The sequence below is a fragment of the Flavilitoribacter nigricans DSM 23189 = NBRC 102662 genome (assembly GCF_002646595.1).
GTDB classification, from domain to species: Bacteria; Bacteroidota; Bacteroidia; order Chitinophagales; family Saprospiraceae; genus Flavilitoribacter; species Flavilitoribacter nigricans.
Genome location: NZ_PDUD01000002.1, coordinates 209,652 through 231,410 on the forward strand (window position 1 = coordinate 209,652; position 21,759 = coordinate 231,410).

A 21,759-nucleotide genomic window follows, 5' to 3' on the forward strand; every position below is an offset into this window, starting at 1 on the left:
GCTATACCTGCCATGAAATTAAGCCAAACTTTTTTAGTAGCCTCGCTGCTGCTACTGCTAGCCTGTCGTCAGGCGCCCGTAACGGAACCCAACACCACTCCCGAGTTCGCGATCGAGCTGGAAGAAACCACCATCCAGCAATTGCAGGACGGCTACCAACAGGGTACCTTCACTATCCACGAAGTCGTTCAGACCTACCTGGACCGAATCGCTGCGCTGGATGATGCCGGCCCCGAACTCAACGCTATTATCCAGGTCAATCCGGATGCGCTGGCCATTGCCGATTCCCTGGACCGGGAGTTGCAGGCCGGCAATTCGCGTGGCCCCATGCACGGTATTCCCGTAGTTTTGAAAGACAATATTGACACCCACGATCAGATGTTCACTACCGGTGGTGCCCGGGCGCTGGCCGGTTCCCGACCGTTGCAGGACAGCTACATCGTAGAGCGACTGCGCGAAGCCGGGGCGGTGATCCTGGCCAAAGCCAATCTGAGCGAATGGGCCAATTTTCACAGTAGCTTTTCTTCCAGCGGCTGGAGTAGTCAGGGTGGCCAGACCAAAAACCCCTTTGATCTGACGCGCAATCCCTGTGGGTCCAGTGCGGGTTCGGGGGTTGCAGTATCTGCCAACCTCACCGTCATTGCGATCGGTACGGAGACTAACGGCTCCATCGTTTGCCCCTCCAATAACAATGGTATTGTGGGGATCAAACCGACCGTAGGGCTACTGAGTCGTTCGGGTATAATTCCTATCTCCTTTACCCAGGATACGCCCGGTCCCATGGCGCGTACCGTAAGCGACGCCGCCATCTGCCTGGGTGCGATGGTGGGGGTAGACAGCACGGATAGTAAAACCCTGGCCAGTGCGGAAAACAAGCATACCGATTACACACAGTTCCTGGATGCCAACGCCATTCGCGGCAAGCGCATCGGGTTCTATACCGCGCCTCTGGGTCAGCACTTCCGGGTGGATACCATTGTCAAGGAAGCGATAGCGTATCTGGAAAGTCAAGGCGCTACTGTGGTGGAAATCGATCGGATCGAAAGTGGGAACGTCGGACGGGCTTCGTTTCAGGTATTGCTGTACGAATTCAAGGACGGCATGGATAAATATTTTGCTTCCCTCGGCCCGGATGCTCCCGTCAAAAACATGCAGGAACTCATGGAGGCAACTTTGGCGGATTCCATTACCATGCAGTACTTCGATCACGACCTGATCGTGCAGGCCTCCAAACTGGGTGATCTGGAAACGGCCGAATACCAGGAATCTCTGGAATCGATGCTGGCAGCTTACCGGGAGAATGGCATCGACCGCGTCATGGACGAAAACAATCTGGATGCCATCGTAGCGCCCACCGGCGGCCCCGCCTGGAAAACGGATCTGACCCTGGGCGATAAATTCGGGGTATTTTCCAGTTCCCCGGCAGCACGGGCGGGGTATCCCAGTGTAACGTTACCTATGGGCAGCATGGATGGTCTTCCGCTCAACATATCTTTCTTCGGACGGGCCTGGAGTGAACCGACCCTGCTGGCCCTGGCTTACGCGTACGAGCAGGGCACAAAACACCGTATGGTACCGACCTTCCGGAACGGGAACTGATCAGGATCGATCTTAAGGCCGGTTGGGGTGAAAGAGTCCCGGATCCAATTCATCTTTATAAACGATCATCCGGTATTTCAGGAGCAGGGGCTGGTCTTTCGGGATGGAATATTTCTCACGCCCCGGAAAGGCCACATTTTGCATACTTCTGGCGCTACGCAAGATCCAGGGGTTGGGATATGCGGGATTGGCAGGATCATCGATCACCACCACACCTTCCCGACCGGGACGGCCGTCGAGGTTGCCACTGATATCCATATAAGGGCCGGCTTCAAGTGCTTCATTTTGCGGTTTGACATTCCCGTTAACACCCCGAAAATTAACGTCCCCGGGTAAAGGGATCCGCCAGGAAAAACCACTGTATCCCTTGACGTCTTCCGAACCGCCGATCGCAAAGCCGTCCACCAGTGCTTCCAGTTCAATGGCAAAATCGATAATGCGGTAGTTCCCCTGCGCCGGATGGATATTGATCTCGGCCCGTTCTTCCACGAACGGCTGCTGCTGCCCATTGGCATCTAGCCAGAGCGGGGATTTCCAGTATACGACCGTCTCCAGCTTACAACCTCCGGAAGAAGGATCTACCTTTACCTGATCAACCTGCCAGGAAAAATTTTCCAAAGCCCAGGCGTCGCCTACGCTTTTTTCTCCGACGTAATTCTGGTGCCAGGCCCAGAAGATGCCGCGATGGTGCAGGTGATCGGCCGGAAAATCTTCCGTCATTCGGTTGTTGTCCAGTCCGTACAAGGGATGGATGTAGTTAGCTCGAGGAAATTCTCCGTTCAAGGATCGGGTCGCTTTCTGGAAGAAAAGCACGCTATCGGTTCCTTCTAGAATGAGTACACCGTTTTGATCTTCTTTAACGACCCATTCGCCGGATTTTTGTTGACAGGAGATCAGCAAAAAAATAGTAGCTAAAGCTACCAGTAAGGTTGTCTTTTGCATTGGTTTTTTCGTTTCGTATAAGATTTCACAGTAAGTCGGCCATTCTTTGATCTACCAGGCGACCGTTCCTTTTTAGGCGCTCGATGCGCAGGGTCCAATTTTAGCAAGTAAGAAACTATTATGTAAACTCAAACAAATATTTTTCATCGTAATTCACCGCAAATTTCTTTAACATCTCCAGATATTCATCCTTAAAACTTCGATTTCGGTGATGCTCCTCCTGACGGGCGATGTATTTACAAACGGAATCAATATGGGAACGAGAATAGGAAAAAGCGCCGAATCCCTTTTGCCAGCTAAAAGCAAAGGGCATCCAATGCTGCTGTTTAATGAATTTGGTTGTGGAAGTTTTGACTTCGTAAACTAATTTGGATAAACTTTGATCAGGATGCCAGCCAATGAATAGGTGTACGTGATCCGGCATCCCGTTGATGGCAAGTAGTTTATGTTTGTGGGCTTGAATAATACCCGTCATGTATTTATAAACTTCATCTTTATTGGCCTGGGGAATTAAGTGTTCTCTCCCTTTTACCGCAAATACCAATTGAATGTAGCATTGGGTATAGGTGTTTGCCATTATAGTCTTGTTTAGATATTTGAACAAAGAAACTCTATCTTTCTCAAGATATATCTCCAGGGCTACGCCCTTCATATTTTACTATCGCTAAAGCTACAAAGATTTCAGGGCGATGCCCTTCCATTGTAAAATCTGATTATAGGAAAAGCATATGTTCGCGAAATACCTGGTACCAATTGGCCTATAAAATCGAACAACCTACAAAAGCGTAAGGGCGTAGCCCTGAAATATTTGTAGAAAAAATCAATAAGTCTATAAGAAGGGCATAGCCCTGGCAATAGTAAATCTCATTGCACCTCCAACCCCTATTCCTGAAATACACAGCACCAATTGGCCTAATCAAAGCACATAACCTGCATAAGCAGAAGGGCGTAGCCCTGATATATTTGTAGAAAAAATCAACAAACGCACAAGAAGGGCATAGCCCTGGCAATATTAAACCCCATTACACCGCCAATACCTATTCGCAAAATACGTCGTACCAATTGCCCTAATCAAGTCAAACAACTTTCATAACCGAAAGAGCGTAGCCCTGAAATATTTGTAGAAGTAGCCCTGATATATTTGTAGAAAAAATCAACAAACGCACAGGAAGGGCATAGCCCTGGCAATAATAAACCCACTACACCTCCAATACCAGATCCTCAGCGGGCAACGCCCGCTCCTGCTGCCGTTGCATCCAGGATTGGATCTTTTCCCATTCGATATCCTGGGCGCGAAGTACTTCCGCCGCCAGATCGAGCCCGCGCGGAAAACTCCGGTTCACGACCGCATGCATGCCCACCGCTTCAAATCTGGTTTTTTCATCCTCATCCTCTACCGGAATAAAGCGGATCAGTTCCGGATACCGCGTTTGCATGATCGGTTTCAGCGCTTCGGAAATCTCATAGCGGACAATCGTTACCACGATCGCATTGCGATCTCCCAGCGCCAGGGTTTCCATCAGGCGGGTATCCGCCAGATCACCGAACAATACTGAGTAGCCATCAGCACTGGCAGAAAGGAAGCGTTCGTAATCCATTTCGATCGCCTCGTAGGCGATATCGTTTGCTTTGAGTGCATCCACCACCGTCCGGCCGATCTCTCCCATGCCAAATACCACCACCGGGGCCAGGTGCCCCCGGGCCTGGGTCTCGCTGGCCGGCAGCGACACCGAGAACCTTCTTCGGTACAATCTGGCCAATCGATTTCCGAGTTGCGCAATCGCCGGGGTCAGGGCCAGACTGGCGGCTGTACCGGTGATCAGTACGCCGAAAGCGTTTTCGCCCATTGCTTCCCGCACCACGGGCATGGCCAGAATAACGAATACAAATTCGCTGCCCTGGGCCAGCAAAAAACTCAGTTGGAGGGACCCCGGTACTGTCCAGCCGAATAGCCGGGCGGCAATACTGGTCATGATCACTTTAACTAGAATGAGGGCGACGAGAAACAACAGGATCTCCGCCCAACTGCCGATCAGTACGTGCCAGTCCAACGACATGCCCACCGTGATGAAGAAAAAACCGAGTAACAGGTTACGGAAGGGTTTAGCTTCCGTCTGGATGACCTGCCGGAAGGGCGTTTCGGAAATGATCATACCGCCCAGAAAAGCCCCCAGAGTGAGGGACAGACCGGCCTCTCCGGTAGCCGCGGCCGCAGCCAGGATCACCAGCAGGGCCGTAGCCGTAAAGACTTCTTCGTTCCGGGTTTGGGAAAGCAGGCGAAATAAGGGATCGATCAGATAACGACCGATCAGAACGGAGGCGATAAAGGCGATTACCGCCTTACCGATCGCCAGCATTAATGCTTCTCCGATACCGCCACCCGCAGCGGCCTCTCCCCCTTCCATCGATGCCGCCAGAATAAGGATCAGAATGGCGCAGATATCCTGAAAGATCAGGATGGCCGTACCGGTCAGCCCGACCGGGCAGTTACGCTGCCGCCGTTCACTAAGCGTCTGGACAACCACAGCGGTTGAGGAAAGGGCAAAAGCGCCACCCAGAATGATGGCCATTTCCAGACTAAAGCCGAGTACCAATGCAATACCGCCGAACCCCAGTCCGCAGAGGATCATCTGCAGGGGCCCGAGGCCGAGGATATCCCGGCGTGCTTCCCAGATACTCGACAGGGAGAAATGGAGGCCAATATCGAAGAGCAGAAAAACCACTCCCAGTTCTGCGAGCAGGTGGGTGGTTTCACTTTCGTCAATCCAGCCCAAAGCGTGCGGGCCAATGAGAATACCGGCCAACAGATAACCAATGATCGGACTGAGTCTCAACTTGCGCATAATGGCAATGGCCAGAATACCGATGAGCAACAGCCCGATAATTGGCATGAGTACGTGTACTTCTTCCATAAACAACCTCTTTTGAACGTTTATTCCGGGAACGATCTATATGCTGCCTAAATATAGTCCCGAAAGACATAAGCTTAAAAACGCGTCAAAAGAAAAAAGGCTTAATGCCACGTACAAATTTTCCGGGCTACACTTCCACCCGCAATTTCTTACCGCCCTTGCCCTTCTTCGCTTTCACCCGCTCGAAGGTCTGTTCGAAGCCGGTTTCCGGTACGGATAGCTGAACGGTGTACAGGCCCTTTTTGAAGACCTTCGGCTGGTAGGTCGCCGACGGCAGACGTAAGGCGTAGACCAGCTCGCGCTGCTCATCGTAGATCTTCATTACCGGCAGTACGGATCCGCTTACCTGGATTTTCGGTAGCCAGGCACCGGCGGATCTACCGTAATTGTCTTCCTGACCGATGGTAACGGGCCATCCCGGGTACTGAGCCCCGGCTTGTGTGGGATCCTTAAAACGCCGGATGCAATCCGTTTTGATCGTACGGTTTGTTTTGTCGAAGGTAACCAGACCGTAACCTACCGAGCGGTTGTGCAGGACAGCCGGTTCCTGGTGCATATTGTGCGGGTTGGCCACGGCTTTTACCGTGATCCGGTTGCCAAAGCCATCCAAATGTTCTCCGGTATAGGCCGGGTTCTCGTAGGAATGGCTCGAGCTATCCACCGGCGGCCAGAAACGGCGGGGCCAGAGGTTATTCAGTGCCGGACCGGCGAAGGCGTATCCGCTGTCGCCGTGTTCATCTACACCGTACTGAACGAAAGTTGCCAGGTGCTGATCCCCGGCAATGTGGAAAGCGAAACCTTTGCGGATGGTACGTACAGCCTTATCGCGCTTGGCCATCGGCCAGCCGTTGGAGTCCATGTCTACAGTCGGTTGGTCACCTTGAACGTATTCGCCGACCTCGGGAATATCCAGTCCGGGCACTACCGAGTCATCTTTGGCCGCAGCCGGCAGCGTAGCCACCGTAGCGAAATTGGTCTGGGAAAGTACCGCTTTGAGCATCGCTCCGTTTGACCAGTCTTCTACCCAGTCCGCCAGGAATTTTTCCTGCCGTTCTCCTAACAGGTCCGCATCAATATCCCGGTATTGCTTGATATCGAAATCGTCGTTCTGGATCCAACCGTTGTGGACCTGGGCGCTTTCCGGCAATACATTTTTGGGCGCCGATTTAAACTTGCGGTCTTCTAAAATAGCAAAACTAACACCACCGTAATTCCAGTGGGTATAATACACTCCGATACCCTGTTTGACGGGCGTGGGATCGTAAGCATCGGGTAAATGGCTCGTTTGGGTATACTGGACCATATTGACCCATTCCGGTCGCATCTTATAACCACCAGTATCCTGAGCCGCCGATCCGAAACCTTTGGTGATATCGGCTTTCCCGCCGGCTTCGCCCCAGACGTTGCCGTGGTATACATCGTGATCATCCGGAATGAAAGCACTAGGAATATTCCGGTAGATCTCCCGGTACGACCAGCCGAACATCATCCATTTGCGCAGATAATCGAGACAGGTCTTATCGAAATCCCCGTCGTACTGTGCTCCAAAACCACCGGTACTTTCATAGAACTGATCCCCAAGAAACAGGGCTACATCGGGTTCCAGTTTAGATACGCCTTCGTAAATATCCGCATCGGGGAAACCGTACTGAGCGTTGCAACTGAACACGGCCGCTTTCACCCGGTCCCGATCGCTGGGTTCGGCGGCGATCGTTCCTTCGTAATCGTATTGGTGGGTGCTGTCCTGCAACGGCAGTTTCAGGCGGACGCGGTACGGTACCGCTTCCGAACCGTTCCAATCCGTCAGTTGAAAATTGATCGCCCGGCCGGGATGCGTGACCTGGGCGGTTTCGGCCGTTTCCCAGCGACCATTGCGCTGAAAAGCGAGTTCGACTTCGTGCCCTTTGATCTCCTCTACCGGAGCCAGCTGAGCGGTGAGTTTCAATTTACCTTTGTTCTGGGTATACTGCGCGAAGCAGATAGGCCCGAACAGATTGTCTTTATTTTCGTAAAGCGATCCGGAATTGATCGTCCAGTCGGAGAAGGCAACGGTCGGTTTTTCCTCCGAACTTCTTTTGCCTCCGACATGGGACAGAAGTGCGAAATTACCCTTTAGATCTTCCGCGGCAACGCGGATGCCACCTCTTTCGGCCAGCAGGGCCCCGTTGCCATTCCGCACCGTCAGAGTGACTATCTGACCGCTGTCATCAGCGGGACGGGAAGAGAAGTGCAACTGAAAACTTTTCGGCAATGCACTCAGGGCGGTTTCAATCTCATCCTCCCCGATCTTCAAATTTCCCTGGGGTGTGAGCCCCACATCCAGCCCTTTCCCGAAAACCGCTGCCGAGCGGTAATCGTCGAACGGCCCTTTAGCTCCGATGCGAAAACCGATACAGCCGGCTTCGTACTGCTCCAGCTCGTCGTGCAAACGATCCACTTTAACGGACAGATCCAGCGTAGCGTCGCCGTTCGGATTTTGCACCGTCAGCAGGTGGAGACTCCGGTTGTTGCCCACTACATCACAAACCAGTTTGCCGTCCCGGATGAGCCAGTCTTGCAGGCGGTTGCCCCAGTACTGTGGTCCGGCCCATTTCATGTCCGGCCAATTCGCCCAGTCGCTCTTAAAATCTACCGCCAGTGGTCCTTTAAAGAAGTGGTCTACGGCTCTGGAAAAACCAAAATTGGTGGTCAAAGGTAAGGTCGACCCCAGCAGAAAGGTCTTTATATAGTCTCTGCGTTTCATACTTGAGTTTTAAATTTTAGACAATGGACGGAGAATAGCAATTTGGCGATCTGTCCGGATCAGTATCCGGCAGTTCCCAAATGGTAGTGGTAAAAATAGCCAGCCCGGGTTCAATTGATGGGGGACATTTCGGTCATAAGCGTACGGTAAATTCGTCATTTCCCGTCACCGGGGAATTTCCCGGCCGCTACCGCCGATCAATCCATAGACGCTTCCGGCAGTTTCACGCCCGACAGGTCCTGGAAATCTGTGGCGTTCACCCAGCCCCAGCCGACGTCCTCGCCGTTGAAATAGCGTTCGTAAAAATTGACGCCTTTCTTGTCGGAATAGGTATACTGATCGAAGAGGGCACCGTTGCCGAACATGCGCGGATCGCCCTGTTCCTTCAGGCGGCCGAAAAGATCGTTTTTCATGCTGGTCATCATTTCCCGGTGCGCTTCGGATAGCGCCAGGTTTTCCATACAATCGGGATCATTGGCGATATCGTAGAATTCATCCTGCGGACGTTTCCCGAAAGACATTTGCCAGTAGCGGGCCACATCGGGATTGAAGACGGTATTCAGGACTACGCTTTTAGTAGCGCCTCCGTCGCAATTCAGATAACCCGTCTCCGGATTTCCGCCGGGCCAGCGATCGGTCTCGAAATTATGCAGATAAAGCTTGCCGTCCTTCACCAGTCCGCGGATGGGATATCCCCAATCGTTCGGGCGACCGATATCGTGCCGCTCCTTACCGATCATGACGTAATCCCGCCGGGGATCCACCTGACCATCTTTTTCGGAATACAGGATATCCGTAAAACTCCGGCCGGCAATGGCCTGCATTCCGGCAGCCCCCTCGGGCACCTCCGCCAGTTCCAGAAAGGTAGGCGCAAAATCGATGAAGCTGATGTAGTCATCGATCTTCCGGCCCCGGTTGGCAATACCGTCGGCCCACATCACCGCCAGGGGCAGGTGGTTGGAATATTCGTATTCCTGGCCTTTCACTCTGGGGAAAGGCATGCCGTTATCCGCCGTAATGACCACCAGAGTATTGGATAACTGCCCCCGGGCTTCGAGGGTATCCAGCATTTTGCCCAGTTGCTTGTCGAAGTATTCAATCTCAAAAGCGTAATCCAGCAGATCCGTTTTCACGGAATCTACCGCCGGCCAGAAATCAAAAACGTCACTATCCTTGACCATGGCCAGTTGTTTGCCGCCTTTGGCAATCCCGGAGCCGTATTCGTACGCCCGGTGGGGTTCCAGGCCACCGTACCAGAAGAAGAAAGGCTCCTCCCCTTTCTGATCGAGAAAGGCCGTAAAATTAGCCGCATAATCTACATTGCTGATCTTGGAAGTTGGCGGAGTAGTCTTGATCTCGCTGAAGGTATTGACCATCAGGTTGCGTTTACTGCCGTCCGCGCGGGTAGCGATCCCCGGCGCCCAGCCTTTACCCGTGCTGGCTACGGCGTAACCGTTCTCCGCCAGTACTTCGGTAAATACCTTAAATTTCTCGGGGAAATACGGCCAGTGGTTGGCAGCTTGCTCCAGTTGCCAGGAGTTCCTTCCCGTCAGAATGCAGGAGCGGGAGGGCGAGCATTTCGCATTCGGTGTATAGGCGTTTTTGAAGAGGATGCCGTTTTTCGCCACCCGGTCGAAATTGGGTGTATTGACGAAAGCACAACCGTACGCACTCATGTGCATATAGGTAGCATCGTCCATGATCGCAAAAAGGATGTTGGGCTTTTGCGGCGGTGTTTCCGTTTCGGTACCTTGACAGGCCGCCAGGACCATGGCCACCGCCAGCGCAGCAAAAGTTAGTTTCGTTCTGTTCATATAACTATATTGAGGAGCCGGTAACCGGATATCCGCCAATCGTTCGCGAATGCCCGGCGCCGGCATCAGGCACCTTTGGTACCATTAGTAATCATTTCCTGCGGAGCACGGCAGTCCAGCCGCCACCTTTAGCCAGATCCATACTCAGCTGATCCGAACGGTTTACCGTCCGGCTTTCTATCCGATAATCCTCGGCGTAAGTATTGGCGTTGATGCCATCCTGAAAAATGGTCATTTCGTAGGTACCGGCCGGCAGAAAGGAGAGATCGATCTCCAGGCTCCGCTCATCCCAGTTGTTCATGCCGCCGATGTACCAGTCGTCTCCCTGCCGGCGGGCTACCGCCACGTATTCGGCCACTTTTGCGTGCAGCACTTTCGTTTCGTCCCATACCGTCGGAATGCCGGAAATAAAACGGGCCGTTTTTTCATCTTGCATATAGGCACTCGGAGTGTCGCAGAGCATTTGCAGGGGAGATTCGTACACCACATACATGGCCACCTGGTGGGCGCGTGTACCCAGACTCATCGGCCGACCGAAACTGACACTAAAATTGATCTCCTGGGCATTGTGCATCGCTCCCGGCGTATAATCCATCGGCCCGACGGCCATGCGGGTGAAGGGCAGTGTGACGTTGTGTTCCGGCGTGATGTAGTCGGCCCATTTGTTGTGCTCGTTGCCCCGTACGCCTTCGTAGCTGATCACGTTGGGATAAGCGCTCCGCAGGCCGGCCGGTTTGAAAGCCCCGTGAAAATCGACCAGCATTTTCCGGTCCGCACAGGCTTTGGCAATTTCGGTGTAGGAATTGACCATGTATTGATCGGCGCGCTGCATGAAGTCGACCTTCACTCCTTTAGCGCCCCAGCCGGCGTAGGTGTCCAGGATCTCCTCCATATTATCATCCAGCGGTTTCCAGAGACACCATAGGATGAGTGATACACCTTTTTCCCGGCCGTAACGGATCAGTTCCTTTACGTCGAGGTCCGGATTACACTCGAGGATCTCGGTTGTGGATTTGGTCCAGCCTTCATCCAGGATCAGGTATTCCAATCCGTATTCCGACGCAAAATCGATGTAGTACTTGTAGGTTCGGGTATCCAGACCGGATTTGAAATCCACCCCGAAAACATTATTGGCATTCCACCAGTCCCAGGCGATCTTTCCGGGCTGGATCCAGTCCGTTTCCTCCAGGATCTGGGGACGCGACAGTTGCATCACCATGTTCTGCCGGATCAGATCGGCATCGTCATTGGTGATTACGAAAAAGCGCCAGGGGAAAGTTCGCGTTCCTTCTGTCGCCGCAATGAAGGGTTCCTCTTCGGTAATGATCACGTTGCGGTCCGCACTGCTCGGATCGGGTTTGGTAGCCGCTACTCCTTTCGGAAACTGGGCGTGCAGCGTTTTGGAACCGCTACCGGCCAGGAATAGATGTGGATAATCGAAAACATCAGCTTCCGAAAACAGGATTCGCAGGTCATCCTTCGTATTGAACAGGATAGGGAGCGACGCAAATTCACCGGTTCGGATCGTATCAATGCCTTTAAAAAGATAAGAGCGCTCGTAATGGGAGTACATGGATTCTTCCTGGGGGAAATAGGAGGTGGTGCCGGCGGGAAAACTTATTTCCAGGGTTTCGCTGTCCACTTCGATGTTGCCGGACCGGCTCGTGGTAAAGCGGTAGGCTACGCCGTGATCGTAGGCGCGGAAGTGGAGTTCGAAATCGTTGGCAAATTTGAGTTGTAATTCGCGATAATCATTCTCGATAATGCGACTCTTGACGGGCAAAACCGCTTCAAAACTTTCGGCCGTCTCGGATTCCCTGCGGGAAGTCACTTCCGGATCCTCGTCCAGTACGGTTCCGTTGACAGTCATGCCGATCACCACTTCCGGTAGCACGACCTGGCCATATTTGCTGACTGACCAGGTGATCCGGTCATTTACCTGGATCCTGATCCGGGTTTGTTCGTCTTTTGAATTGAGTTCGTATTGTTGTGCAGTTACCCCCTGGGCAGTAAATAGTAACAATAGGGCCGGAATTAGTTTCCAGCCGTTGCGATTCGATAGTTTCATTCTCCTTGTTTAATGGCTTTGTAAAAGTTGGATCCCCACGGGGCTTAAGGAGGAACACTGCTCTTATATTCCGCAAAACAGGATCGATCGTACTACTGCAAAGGCATGATTTTGCATTTTTTAAGCAGAAAATGCTACATCATCACCCTAAATCGTAGATTCAACGATCGTATACCTGCGCAATGATCAGTGTTCCTCCCGCCCGGTTAATGGTATCGTGGAGGCCCGGCACTCTCTAGCGATACCCGTTGTTCGTTGGGTCGCTTTCCAGGAGTGCAGGGTTCAAGTTAAACTCCTCCGGTGGGATCGGCAACAGGACGTGTCTGGGTTGAATATTATCCGCCGGATTCCAGATGCGGTATTCGGTGCTCCGCACCACATCCAGCAGGATTCCCCACCGGATCAGGTCCATACGGCGGTGGCCTTCACCGCCCAGTTCCCAGCGGCGCTCGTCGTAGATGGCCTGCCGGAATTCCTCCTGCGTCATGCCCGACAACGGCTGATCCGGCTCGTAGGCCCGCTCGCGCACGCGATTGATGTACTGGTAGGCATTGTCCGGCCCGTTGAGTTCGTTTTCCGCTTCGGCCGCCATCAGGTACACATCGGCCAGCCGGAAGATGATCTTGTTATCACCGTGGTTGCCTCGGGGAGAGTTGATCTGGTCTACGTTCCACATTTTCGGCATGTAGGCAAAGTTCAGTTCGAAGCCGAGGTATTCAGTGACCACGTTGGAAGACCGACGCAGGTCATCCATCGGGAATTCGTTTACATAATCCGGGATGGGAATAGCCAGACCGTAACCCGTGAAACCTTCATTTCTTGCTGCCAGAGCGGCACTCAGTTCACCCCGCTTGGTAGGATCTTTAGGTTCATCGCGAATACGCGGCGTAAAGTGGTCGACCCAGTCATCCTGATTGATGTCTTTCACGAAGTTGATCTCAAAAATGGTCTCGGCGTTAAATTCATTATTGGGATCAAAAATGGCCGCATAGTCATCCAGGAGCTGGTGCGGAGAATTGTTGATGATCTCCAACGCCTTGTCCCGGGCCGGTTGCCACTGCTGCTGTATCAGGTAGATCTTGACCATCAGCGTAGCCGCGGCCCATTTGGTTGCCCGGCCCAAACCGTCGGCACCGTAGGTATCCGGCAGGACGTCCTGGGCCTGTTGCAGGTCCTGCAGGATCTCCGTCCGGATCCGTTGTACATCCGTCCGCGGCAACACCTGGATCTCGGAGATCGGTAAATTATCCCGATAGTAAGGTACGTCGCCCCAGAGATTGGTCAGGTGGTAGTAGGCATAAGCCCTTAGAAACAGTGTTTCCGCACCGTAAAGGTCCTTCTGGTCCCGGCTCAGGCTTTCATTGATCTCCAATTGAGCCAATATCGTATTGGCATTGAGGATGATGGCGTAAAGGTTCTGCCAGGTCAGCGGCGCTCCGCCACCCTGAGAGATCGCACTGATGTTACTTTCACTGAGCGAGTAAGACTGGGTCGGTTCAACCTGGTCGAATACCCGGTTGGGGCCAATGATGTCGGCTCCGTTCTCGTAGTAGCGGTCCAGCCCAATCTTCCCGTGCAGGGAATTTTGTTTATAAGTATTGTACAGGCCGGTAATGGCCAGCTCGAATTCGGCCGGCGTATTAAAAAAGTTGGTAGGGGAAACCAGATCCCGGGGATCCTCGTCCAGAAAGTTATTGCAACTGGCCAGTGCAAGCCCCAGGATCAGTAGCAATGACGTAAATTTTATATCGATTTTCATGATCTTTTTTTTAGTGTTTCAACAATTAAAAGTCAACCCGGGCGCCAACGGAAATAATCCGGGAACTTGGATACTGCCCCCGCGAGAAACCGAAAGACAGGTTATCACTGTTCCGGCCGAACTGGCTGGTTTCCGGATCTTTCAATCTGAAGTCCGAGATCACAAACAGGTTGGAACCGGTGATATAGACGTTGATCCCTTTTACGCCGCGCAGTCCCAGTTGATCACCCGAGAAGGTGTAGCCGAGCCGCAGACTTTTCAGACGGATATGAGAGCCGTCCTCGATCATCGCCGAATTGTTGTACACCTCGGATAAAGAAGCTACCGTACCGGCGCGGGGAATATCCGAAGTTGGGTTTTCCGGCGTCCAACGATCCAGCGTCTCTTTGTACTTGGTAGTTTCCGGCCGCCCAAACAGCGCCGTTTGGGTAAGACTGTTGAACACTTCGTTGCCCTGGGTACCCTGGAAGAAAATGTCCAGTTCGAAATTCTTAAAATTGAAGGTATTCCCGATACCGAAGTAGAAATCCGGCTGCGGGCTACCGAGTACGATAAAGTCTTCCTCGGTGATCTGGCCGTCTCCGTTCGTGTCTTCGAACCGCGGTCCGCCCACGTCGTGGTTGCCACCGAGTCCGACCTGATCGATCTCCTCCTGGGATTTCCAGGTACCGAGGTAATTCACACCGGTAAACACGGGAACGCTTTCGCCGACGATCAGTCGACCGCCCACGCCACCCTGCTGGGCCGGGGTCACGAGATTGATGAAATCCACGCCACCCAGATCGACTACCTTGTTCCGGTTGCCGGAAATGGTCAGCGTGGTGGACCAGCTAAAGTCGTTATTCCGGACATTCGCGCTGTTGATCAGCAACTCCATCCCTTTGTTCTCGATCTTTCCGATGTTCTGCAATTTGCTTACAAAGCCCGTCTGCCGCGGTAATTGCGCGTTCAGCAGGAGGTCTTCCGTGGTTTTTTGGTAATAATCGATCTCCACGGCCAGGCGGTTGTCCAAAAAGCCCATCTCCAGGCCCAGGTCGAGTTGCCGGGTGGTCTCCCATTTCAGTTCCGGGTTTTCGGGACGCCCGAGTACCACTCCCGGTTTTTCCACGTTGCCAAAGGTCGTATTGGCCGCATTCAGTACCGCCAGGGTCCGGTAGGAAGGAATGGCCTGGCTACCGGACAGACCGAAGCTGGCCCGGAATTTCAGATTACTGAACAGGTTCATATTCTGAATAAAATCTTCCTCTATCATTCTCCAGGCAAAAGCGCCGGAGGGGAAGAAGGCGTATTTGTTGCCCGGAGCAAAACGGGAGGAGCCGTCCAGACGACCGACCAGGGTAAACAGGAAACGATCGTTGAGGGAATAATTGATCCGCCCCAGGTAAGACAACAGCTGGAAGGAATTGTAACTGGAGCCGACTTCATTCCGGGTCGGATCCGATCCGAAGGCCAGATTATTGAAGCCGGTCACATCGTTGGACAAGCCCTGCGAGCGGGCGAAGCTGGATTCAAACTGGGTCTTCTGCAGGGTAAAACCCGCCAGTACGGTCAGTCGGTCATTTTGCCCCACATCCAGATTGTAGGTCAGGGTGTTTTCGTTGATCCAGCCTTTCCGCAATGAGTTATTCACGGTCGCGTTACCGCCGTTCTGAATGATCAGGTTGTTTGGCAGGGCCCCGGGATTGAAAACGTTTTGCTTAAAGTTATTGATCTCCGGACTGATCGTGGTGCGGAAGATCAGATTTTGAACGGGTGTAAATTCCAGATAGGCATTACCCAACAGGTTGGTTACCTGATCGTGGTTCTGCCGCAATTGAATATCCGCTTCGTAGTTGGAAGAGATCCCATCGGTGATCGGGTCGAGCGCGGTGAAATTACCGTCGGCATCGTAAATGGCGCGGGTGGGTGTGGTGCTCAGATACAGACCATCGATATTGAATTTGGGATTTTCCTGCCGCAGGCTGGACAGGTTGGCCCGGAATCCCACTTTAAACAGATCCGACAGCTTGATGTCCATGTTGGCCCGGAATACGTATTTCTCGATCCCGCTGGCCCGCACGAGTCCATCCTGATTGAAGTAGTTGCCGGAAATATAGTAATTGACGCGACCGTTCTGGGAAGTCCCCGAGACCGAGGCATCTACATTCAGTACGGGTGCCGACTGGGTCACCTGATCGATCCAGTCGATGTCCGGCACTTCGTTCAGATTGGGAAAAGGAACGGCCGACTGCCGGAATTCCGCATCTTCATTTGCGTAAGCAGCGTGTTCCTGACCGTCCAGAAAATCAACCTGGGTAACGATGGATTGCTGCCCACGGTAGAGGTTGAAGGACACATTGGTCCCTTGCGCACCAGCACCGCTCTTGGTAGTCACCAGGATCACCCCGTTGGCCCCGCGGGTACCGTAAATGGATACGGCAACGGCATCCTTCAGGATATCGATGGATTCGATATCATTGGTGTTCAGGTTGCTCAGGTTGTAATCCGTGCCGACGATTACGCCGTCGATCACCCACAGTGGTTCGTTATTCCCCTGAATGGAGTTCCCACCCCGGATACGGATCGTGGTCGCCGCGCCGGGTTCGCCGCTAATCTGGGAGACCTGTACCCCGGCGGCGCGCCCCTGGAGCATATTATCCACCCGGGCGGCCGGCAGGTTTTGCAGATCTTCGCCGCCTACCTGACTGACGGAGCCCGTCAGGTCGCTTTTTCGTTGAGTACCGTAACCGATCACGACGACCTCGTCGAGGGTTTCCGAGTCGGTCAGCAGCGTCACATTGATCGTAGTCTGATTGTTAACTTCGATCTCCTGCGGCTGGAAACCGATATAGCTAAACTGAAGAATGGCATTCTCGCCGACGGTGATGGAGTAATTTCCGTCGATATCCGTCGACGCTCCGTTGGTTGTGCCTTTTTCAATGAGGTTGACACCGGGTAGTCCTGTGCCCGATTCTCCATCGGTCACTACTCCGGTCACTGTCCTTTGGGCAAAAGCATAGCCCGTGAGCAGGCATAGCGCCAGCAACAGTATGGTTTTCCGTTCCATTTTGAAATAGTTTTAGATATTATCGCAAAGTTGTGCTATATACAATATGGTGTAAGCTAAAGAGAAAGCAAAATTTAATTCGATTTTTATCTAAATATATTACTATAAACTTTCAATTATGGTAGTCGTAAGACTTTAAAAGCATAAGGCTTTCGAGTTTATGCTGTAAGTCAATTTACCGTGTACAGTGCAGCTCCGGTTTTTTCGTCTTCCAGGCAAACGAAAAAACCAAAACCTATGTATCGCCTTACCTTTTTGCTCCTTTGCATACCGGTCCTGATCTCTGCCCAGGACGGCCCCCGCAACCTTTTGTCTACTGACCTGACGGTGGAAAAAGTAGCCGCCGACCTGCTACCCATCGATAATTGGCACTACTTTCCGCCGACTTCCGATCGCGCAGCCTGGGAAGGGCTGCCGGCAGCAGTAAAAGAAAGTATCATTTCCCGGGGCGACGAAGCGCTTTCCTTCGAATGGCCCAATTTGCCGGCTTCGGTCTATCTCGAATTTGCCCGCAACGGCAACCGGTCAAATTATCAGGCCATCTACTTCGAACGACGCTCCCGGCTGGCCGATCTGGTCGCCGCCGAAGCGCTCACCCTTTCGGGAAAATATCTGGATCAGGTGATCGACGGGCTCTGGGCCGTCACCGAGGAAAGCAGCTGGTGTATCCCGGCCCACCTCTACCTACAGGCCAACGGACATACACCCCTACCCGATCAGCAGGGAGAAGTGGTGGATCTGTTTGCGGCCGAAACCGGTACGCTGGTAGCCTGGACGCACTATTTGCTGCACGATCAGTTCGATGCGGTGACTCCCGCCATTAACGCGCGGATCAAGTCCGAAATGGACCGGCGCATCCTGGAACCCATCCGCAACCGGATCGACTTCTGGTGGATGGGCCTGGGGGAACGCAAAAACGTCAACAACTGGAATCCCTGGGTAATCTCCAACTGGCTGACGGCCGCGCTCCTGCTGGAACGCGATCCGCAATACCGGGCCCAGCACGTCCATAAAGCCATGGTATGTCTGGACAATTTCATTAACCAACAACCGGAAGACGGCGGATGTGACGAAGGTCCCGGCTACTGGGGGCGGGCGGGCGCTTCACTTTTCGACTGCCTTGATATCCTGCATTCCGCCAGCGCCGGGAGGATCAATATCTTTGACGAACCGCTTATCCGGAAAACGGGGACCTACATTACCAAAGCCTACATCAAACAACCCTATTACCTGAATTTTGCCGATGCTTCGGCCATGACCAAGCCGGATCCCATCACGGTCTTCCGCTACGGACAGGCGGTAAAGGATCAGGATATGATGTCCTTTGCGGCCTTCCTGAATCAGGAGAACGGTGTGAACTTCGGCGGCTCCTATGCTTTCGGCCGTACGCTCAACAGCATTTTCCACTACCAGGACGTACTGGACGCCACCCCGGCCGAGCCGCTTCCGGCTAATGCCTGGTTCCCGGACCTGGAAGTATACATTGCCCGGGATCAGGACAATACCGCCGATGGATTCCTCCTGGCGGGAAAAGGCGGCCATAATGCCGAAAGCCACAACCACAATGATGTGGGTAACTATATCATTTTTTACAACGGCCGGCCGGCCATCATCGATGTGGGCGTGGAGGAATACCGGAAAGAGACCTTCAGCAGCGACCGCTACAGCATCTGGACCATGCAATCCCAGTACCACACCCTGCCCACTATTAACGGTCAAATGCAAAAGAACGGCCGGAATTACGCCGCCAGGTCGGTCCAATACGATGCGGACGGCAAATCCATGCGTTTCTCGCTGGACATTGCCGGTGCCTACCCACAGGAGGCAGGAGTAAAGACCTGGCTGCGGGAGATCGATTTCCAGCGGGGAAAAGCCATCGACATCACCGAAAGCTACGAACTGGATCGGGTCTCCGGCGAGACGAGTCTCTTTTTCGTTACTCCCTGCCAACCGCAAACCTCCAAGGCCGGGGTCTTACAACTTCGTGATGCTTCCGGTGCATTTACTATGGCCTTAGAATACGATCCCAAACAGTTTGAGGCAAGCTCCGAATCGATTACCATCGAGGATCGCCGGTTACTATCGGTCTGGGGAGATACCTTGTACCGGGTACAGCTGAAATTGAAAAATCCGCGGGAGAAGGGAGTGTTGGAGTATGGGTTTCGGGTGGAGTGAGGGTAGAGGGGCGAGGTGAGAGGGGCGAGAGGTCAGGAATCAGGTGTCAGGTGAGAGGGGGTCAGGAGCGAGGGGGCAGGGGCAGTTATTGGCTTCCGGTACCTGACTCCCTGCCCCTGACCCCTCGTCCCTGACACCTCTCACCTCGCCCTTCACCTCACCCCCGACACCTCCCACTCCCCAAAATACTTCACAAAGATCTTCGCAATATTACGGGCGTCATCGATACCCCGGTGGTGCGTACCTTCCAGTGCAATACCCTCCATTTGGAGCGCCTGTTTCATTCCGACCGGACGTTCTAGTTTTTTGAATATACCGTACTGATGTTTTACGCTGATGTGGGGTTTTACCCAATCGGCATCCAGGCCGTGCAATTTGCAATCGTCTTTAAATTGTCGTTTATCGTAGAATCCCCAGGAGCATAGCAAGTAGCTTGCTCGACCGTAATCAAACCATTCCTGGAATTGTTGCAGTGCCTCGGGGAAATGCGGTGCCGCATCGACATCCGACTGGCTGATGGACGTTAGCGACTTGCAAAATTCGCTCAGTTCCGGGTGCTGGGTCGGTCGGACGAAGGTCTGGAATTCGGAGACCAGTTCGGCATTGGCGTTGATCTTAACGGCTCCGATCTCGATGATCTCGTTCTTATTTTTGGTTCTTTCCTCCCAGCAGGTCGCTTCGAGGTCGAGGATAATGTAGTGCATGATATTATTTCAAATTAAAGTTGTGAATGTATCCAGGAATTGACCACTTGGATGTAGCTATCCTGCAGTTGTTTGAATCTCACCATGTTGGGAATATGATTGACCTCCAACAGGTGCTTGTTTCCCTCGTTGTCGATAATATAATCATTGGCGATCAGGTCCATCCCGAAAGCCTTTTTAATCCGCAACGTATCTTCCAACAATTCCGGATCCATTTCCATCATAGCGGCAGATTCATCATCGATCGATTTTAACCAACTTTCACCCGCCAGCCGGATCTGAAATTGATGGCCACCCAATGCCACCACCCGGACCGATTCCCCCGGAAAAAAGGGCTCGATCACACTGGTTTCCCGGCCGGTCCATTCCCCCGAAAATTTCTGTTTATTTTCTCCACAGTGCCAGTTTCCCCATTTCGCCACGCTGGTACGGTTCACCTGGATGGTCCCTTGCGCCGGCAGAAAACCTCGACGGGTATTGAACCGGCTCACCTGCAGAGCCCTCGCCAGACAGGGCAGTTTCAGGCGGCAATTCATCATGGCCAGAGCGTTGGGAAAACAGGGGCCGCCCCAAATCGCAAGACCGGTCAGCAGATCAAGATCATTTTCGAAAATACCGTGAAAGACCACGATATCGACCGGCAGCATACCGATGCCATTGGTCCGTTCAATGAACAACCGGCCATCATTTACCAGGAATTTCGGTAACATCTCGTGGTACATGGTTGGCCCGAAATAATTTTTTCGAATCGCCAGACTTGGTTCCCGCTCTAATCCGATGATGCAAATTCTCTTTTTCATTTTTAATTATCTGTCCAAATGTTTCTACTCTAGACCCAACAGATATTTGGGTCAGAAGAGTTCATTTTCGGATTAATCATCAGGATTTTGTAACCATATGTACCCATGTCAGCGTCCCAATCGGAAATTCACCATATGAAATTCCTCATTACCACCTTACTCACTTTCTGTTTTACTTGTAACATCCTCGCTCAGCAGGATGTGCCCGAAAAAATAAACGACTGGCTCCGGGAAGAAAACGTCCCCGCCATCGGCATCGGACTGATCAAAGGCGGCAGCCTGGAAATGGCCCGGGTTTTTGGCGAACTGGAAGCCGGAACGCCGGCCCCGGATCAGACGATCTTCAACGTGGCTTCGCTCACCAAACCCATTGTTGCCGTTCTTACCCTGCAGCTGGTGACCGACGGGCAGTGGGATCTCGACGAGCCGCTGGCCCGCTATTGGACCGATCCCGATATCGCCGATGATCCTCTGACCCAAAAACTGACCACCCGGCATGTGCTGAGCCACCAGACCGGTTTCAAAAACTGGCGACGCATGTACGACGATCAAAAGCTGGCTTTCGAGTTTGAGCCGGGTACGAAATTTCAGTATTCCGGGGAAGGCTACGAATACCTGCGCCGGGCTTTGAAAAATAAATTCGGGAAAACGCTGGATCAACTGGTTGCCGATCACTTATTCCAGGCCTACGGCATGGAGGATAGCCGCCTGATCTGGGATGCCGACATGGCAGATCAACCCTTTGCTACCGGACACAATGTCGAAGGTGTGGCCTACGAAACCTTTAAGAGGGAAAATGCCAACGCCGCGGATGATCTGTTGGTGAGTGTGGAGGATTACTGTCGGTTCGTGATGGGCGTCATGCAAAAAGAAGGGCTGTCCGATGCCGTGTTTGCGGATATGGTCAGTCCGCAGGTACAGGCCAACGATCGGGTTGCTTTTGGTCTCGGCTGGATGATCATTCCAGATCTCAGCGACGGTTCCTATGCCCTCATGCATACCGGTGGGGACCAGGGCGTGCGGGCGATTGCGATCCTCTTCCCACAATCGCAGGACGGGATCGTACTTTTTACCAACGGTGATAATGGCGTATCGGTAATGGCTAAAGTGATGGGCGCGATTTTTGAAAAAGGCGGGGAAGTACTATCGGTGTTGAATTGAATCGGATATTCGGGCGGAGTAAGGGAACGGTTCTAC

At 52.9% G+C, this 21,759-nt stretch carries 13 protein-coding genes; 3 read left to right on the forward strand and 10 right to left on the reverse strand.

From position 1 onward, the window contains the following. Positions 1-12 precede the first annotated feature (12 nt). The gene (locus tag CRP01_RS02605; RefSeq protein ID WP_099148434.1) at positions 13-1,599 is read left to right on the forward strand and encodes an amidase; all 1,587 of its coding nucleotides are present in this window, start codon (positions 13-15) and stop codon (positions 1,597-1,599) included. A 12-nt stretch (positions 1,600-1,611) separates the two neighbouring features. Here the strand turns inward: CRP01_RS02605 and CRP01_RS02610 are convergent, their stop codons facing one another. The 8 genes from CRP01_RS02610 to CRP01_RS02645 form a co-directional block, all read right to left on the reverse strand. Beyond that, on the reverse strand, positions 1,612-2,541 hold the full coding sequence (locus CRP01_RS02610) for a DUF6807 family protein (RefSeq protein ID WP_099148435.1): 930 nt from the start codon (positions 2,539-2,541) through the stop codon (positions 1,612-1,614). A gap of 118 nt (positions 2,542-2,659) precedes the next feature. After that, positions 2,660-3,118 (reverse strand): IS200/IS605 family transposase, encoded by a 459-nt coding sequence (gene tnpA / locus CRP01_RS02615; RefSeq protein ID WP_099148436.1) that lies wholly within the window; start codon positions 3,116-3,118, stop codon positions 2,660-2,662. 622 nt (positions 3,119-3,740) lie between these two features. Next, on the reverse strand, positions 3,741-5,453 hold the full coding sequence (locus tag CRP01_RS02620; protein WP_099148437.1) for a cation:proton antiporter domain-containing protein: 1,713 nt from the start codon (positions 5,451-5,453) through the stop codon (positions 3,741-3,743). A gap of 127 nt (positions 5,454-5,580) precedes the next feature. Beyond that, complete coding sequence (locus CRP01_RS02625) at positions 5,581-8,196, reverse strand: alkaline phosphatase D family protein (RefSeq protein WP_099148438.1); 2,616 nt, start codon at positions 8,194-8,196, stop codon at positions 5,581-5,583. A gap of 197 nt (positions 8,197-8,393) precedes the next feature. Beyond that, entirely contained in the window at positions 8,394-10,010 is a 1,617-nt protein-coding gene (locus CRP01_RS02630) for a sulfatase family protein (RefSeq protein WP_099148532.1), read from the reverse strand. A gap of 91 nt (positions 10,011-10,101) precedes the next feature. Next, on the reverse strand, positions 10,102-12,078 hold the full coding sequence (locus tag CRP01_RS02635) for a glycoside hydrolase family 97 protein (RefSeq protein WP_099148439.1): 1,977 nt from the start codon (positions 12,076-12,078) through the stop codon (positions 10,102-10,104). Between the two features lie 235 nt (positions 12,079-12,313). Beyond that, positions 12,314-13,837, reverse strand: coding sequence for a RagB/SusD family nutrient uptake outer membrane protein (locus CRP01_RS02640; RefSeq protein ID WP_099148440.1), 1,524 nt, complete (start codon positions 13,835-13,837; stop codon positions 12,314-12,316). Between the two features lie 25 nt (positions 13,838-13,862). After that, a complete protein-coding gene (locus CRP01_RS02645; RefSeq protein ID WP_099148441.1) occupies positions 13,863-16,883 on the reverse strand; it encodes a SusC/RagA family TonB-linked outer membrane protein in 3,021 nt (1,006 codons plus the stop codon). 237 nt (positions 16,884-17,120) lie between these two features. Between CRP01_RS02645 and CRP01_RS02650 the strand changes: the two genes are divergently transcribed. Then, entirely contained in the window at positions 17,121-19,058 is a 1,938-nt protein-coding gene (locus CRP01_RS02650) for a heparinase II/III family protein (protein WP_099148442.1), read from the forward strand. Between the two features lie 152 nt (positions 19,059-19,210). Here the strand turns inward: CRP01_RS02650 and CRP01_RS02655 are convergent, their stop codons facing one another. Next, complete coding sequence (locus CRP01_RS02655; RefSeq protein ID WP_099148443.1) at positions 19,211-19,762, reverse strand: 3'-5' exonuclease; 552 nt, start codon at positions 19,760-19,762, stop codon at positions 19,211-19,213. Between the two features lie 14 nt (positions 19,763-19,776). After that, positions 19,777-20,562, reverse strand: coding sequence for an ATP-grasp domain-containing protein (locus CRP01_RS02660; RefSeq protein WP_099148444.1), 786 nt, complete (start codon positions 20,560-20,562; stop codon positions 19,777-19,779). Between the two features lie 135 nt (positions 20,563-20,697). Between CRP01_RS02660 and CRP01_RS02665 the strand changes: the two genes are divergently transcribed. After that, entirely contained in the window at positions 20,698-21,723 is a 1,026-nt protein-coding gene (locus CRP01_RS02665) for a serine hydrolase domain-containing protein (RefSeq protein WP_170110190.1), read from the forward strand. Positions 21,724-21,759 lie beyond the last annotated feature (36 nt).

Coding starts and splice junctions, on each gene's coding strand:
- CRP01_RS02610 (WP_099148435.1), bottom strand. CDS start 2,541: ATGCAAAAGACAACCTTACTGGTAGCTTTAGCTACTATTTTTTTGCTG.
- CRP01_RS02645 (WP_099148441.1), bottom strand. CDS start 16,883: ATGGAACGGAAAACCATACTGTTGCTGGCGCTATGCCTGCTCACGGGC.
- CRP01_RS02630 (WP_099148532.1), bottom strand. CDS start 10,010: ATGAACAGAACGAAACTAACTTTTGCTGCGCTGGCGGTGGCCATGGTC.
- CRP01_RS02665 (WP_170110190.1), top strand. CDS start 20,698: ATGAAATTCCTCATTACCACCTTACTCACTTTCTGTTTTACTTGTAAC.
- tnpA (WP_099148436.1), bottom strand. CDS start 3,118: ATGGCAAACACCTATACCCAATGCTACATTCAATTGGTATTTGCGGTA.
- CRP01_RS02605 (WP_099148434.1), top strand. CDS start 13: ATGAAATTAAGCCAAACTTTTTTAGTAGCCTCGCTGCTGCTACTGCTA.
- CRP01_RS02660 (WP_099148444.1), bottom strand. CDS start 20,562: ATGAAAAAGAGAATTTGCATCATCGGATTAGAGCGGGAACCAAGTCTG.
- CRP01_RS02620 (WP_099148437.1), bottom strand. CDS start 5,453: ATGGAAGAAGTACACGTACTCATGCCAATTATCGGGCTGTTGCTCATC.
- CRP01_RS02655 (WP_099148443.1), bottom strand. CDS start 19,762: ATGCACTACATTATCCTCGACCTCGAAGCGACCTGCTGGGAGGAAAGA.
- CRP01_RS02635 (WP_099148439.1), bottom strand. CDS start 12,078: ATGAAACTATCGAATCGCAACGGCTGGAAACTAATTCCGGCCCTATTG.
- CRP01_RS02640 (WP_099148440.1), bottom strand. CDS start 13,837: ATGAAAATCGATATAAAATTTACGTCATTGCTACTGATCCTGGGGCTT.
- CRP01_RS02650 (WP_099148442.1), top strand. CDS start 17,121: ATGTATCGCCTTACCTTTTTGCTCCTTTGCATACCGGTCCTGATCTCT.
- CRP01_RS02625 (WP_099148438.1), bottom strand. CDS start 8,196: ATGAAACGCAGAGACTATATAAAGACCTTTCTGCTGGGGTCGACCTTA.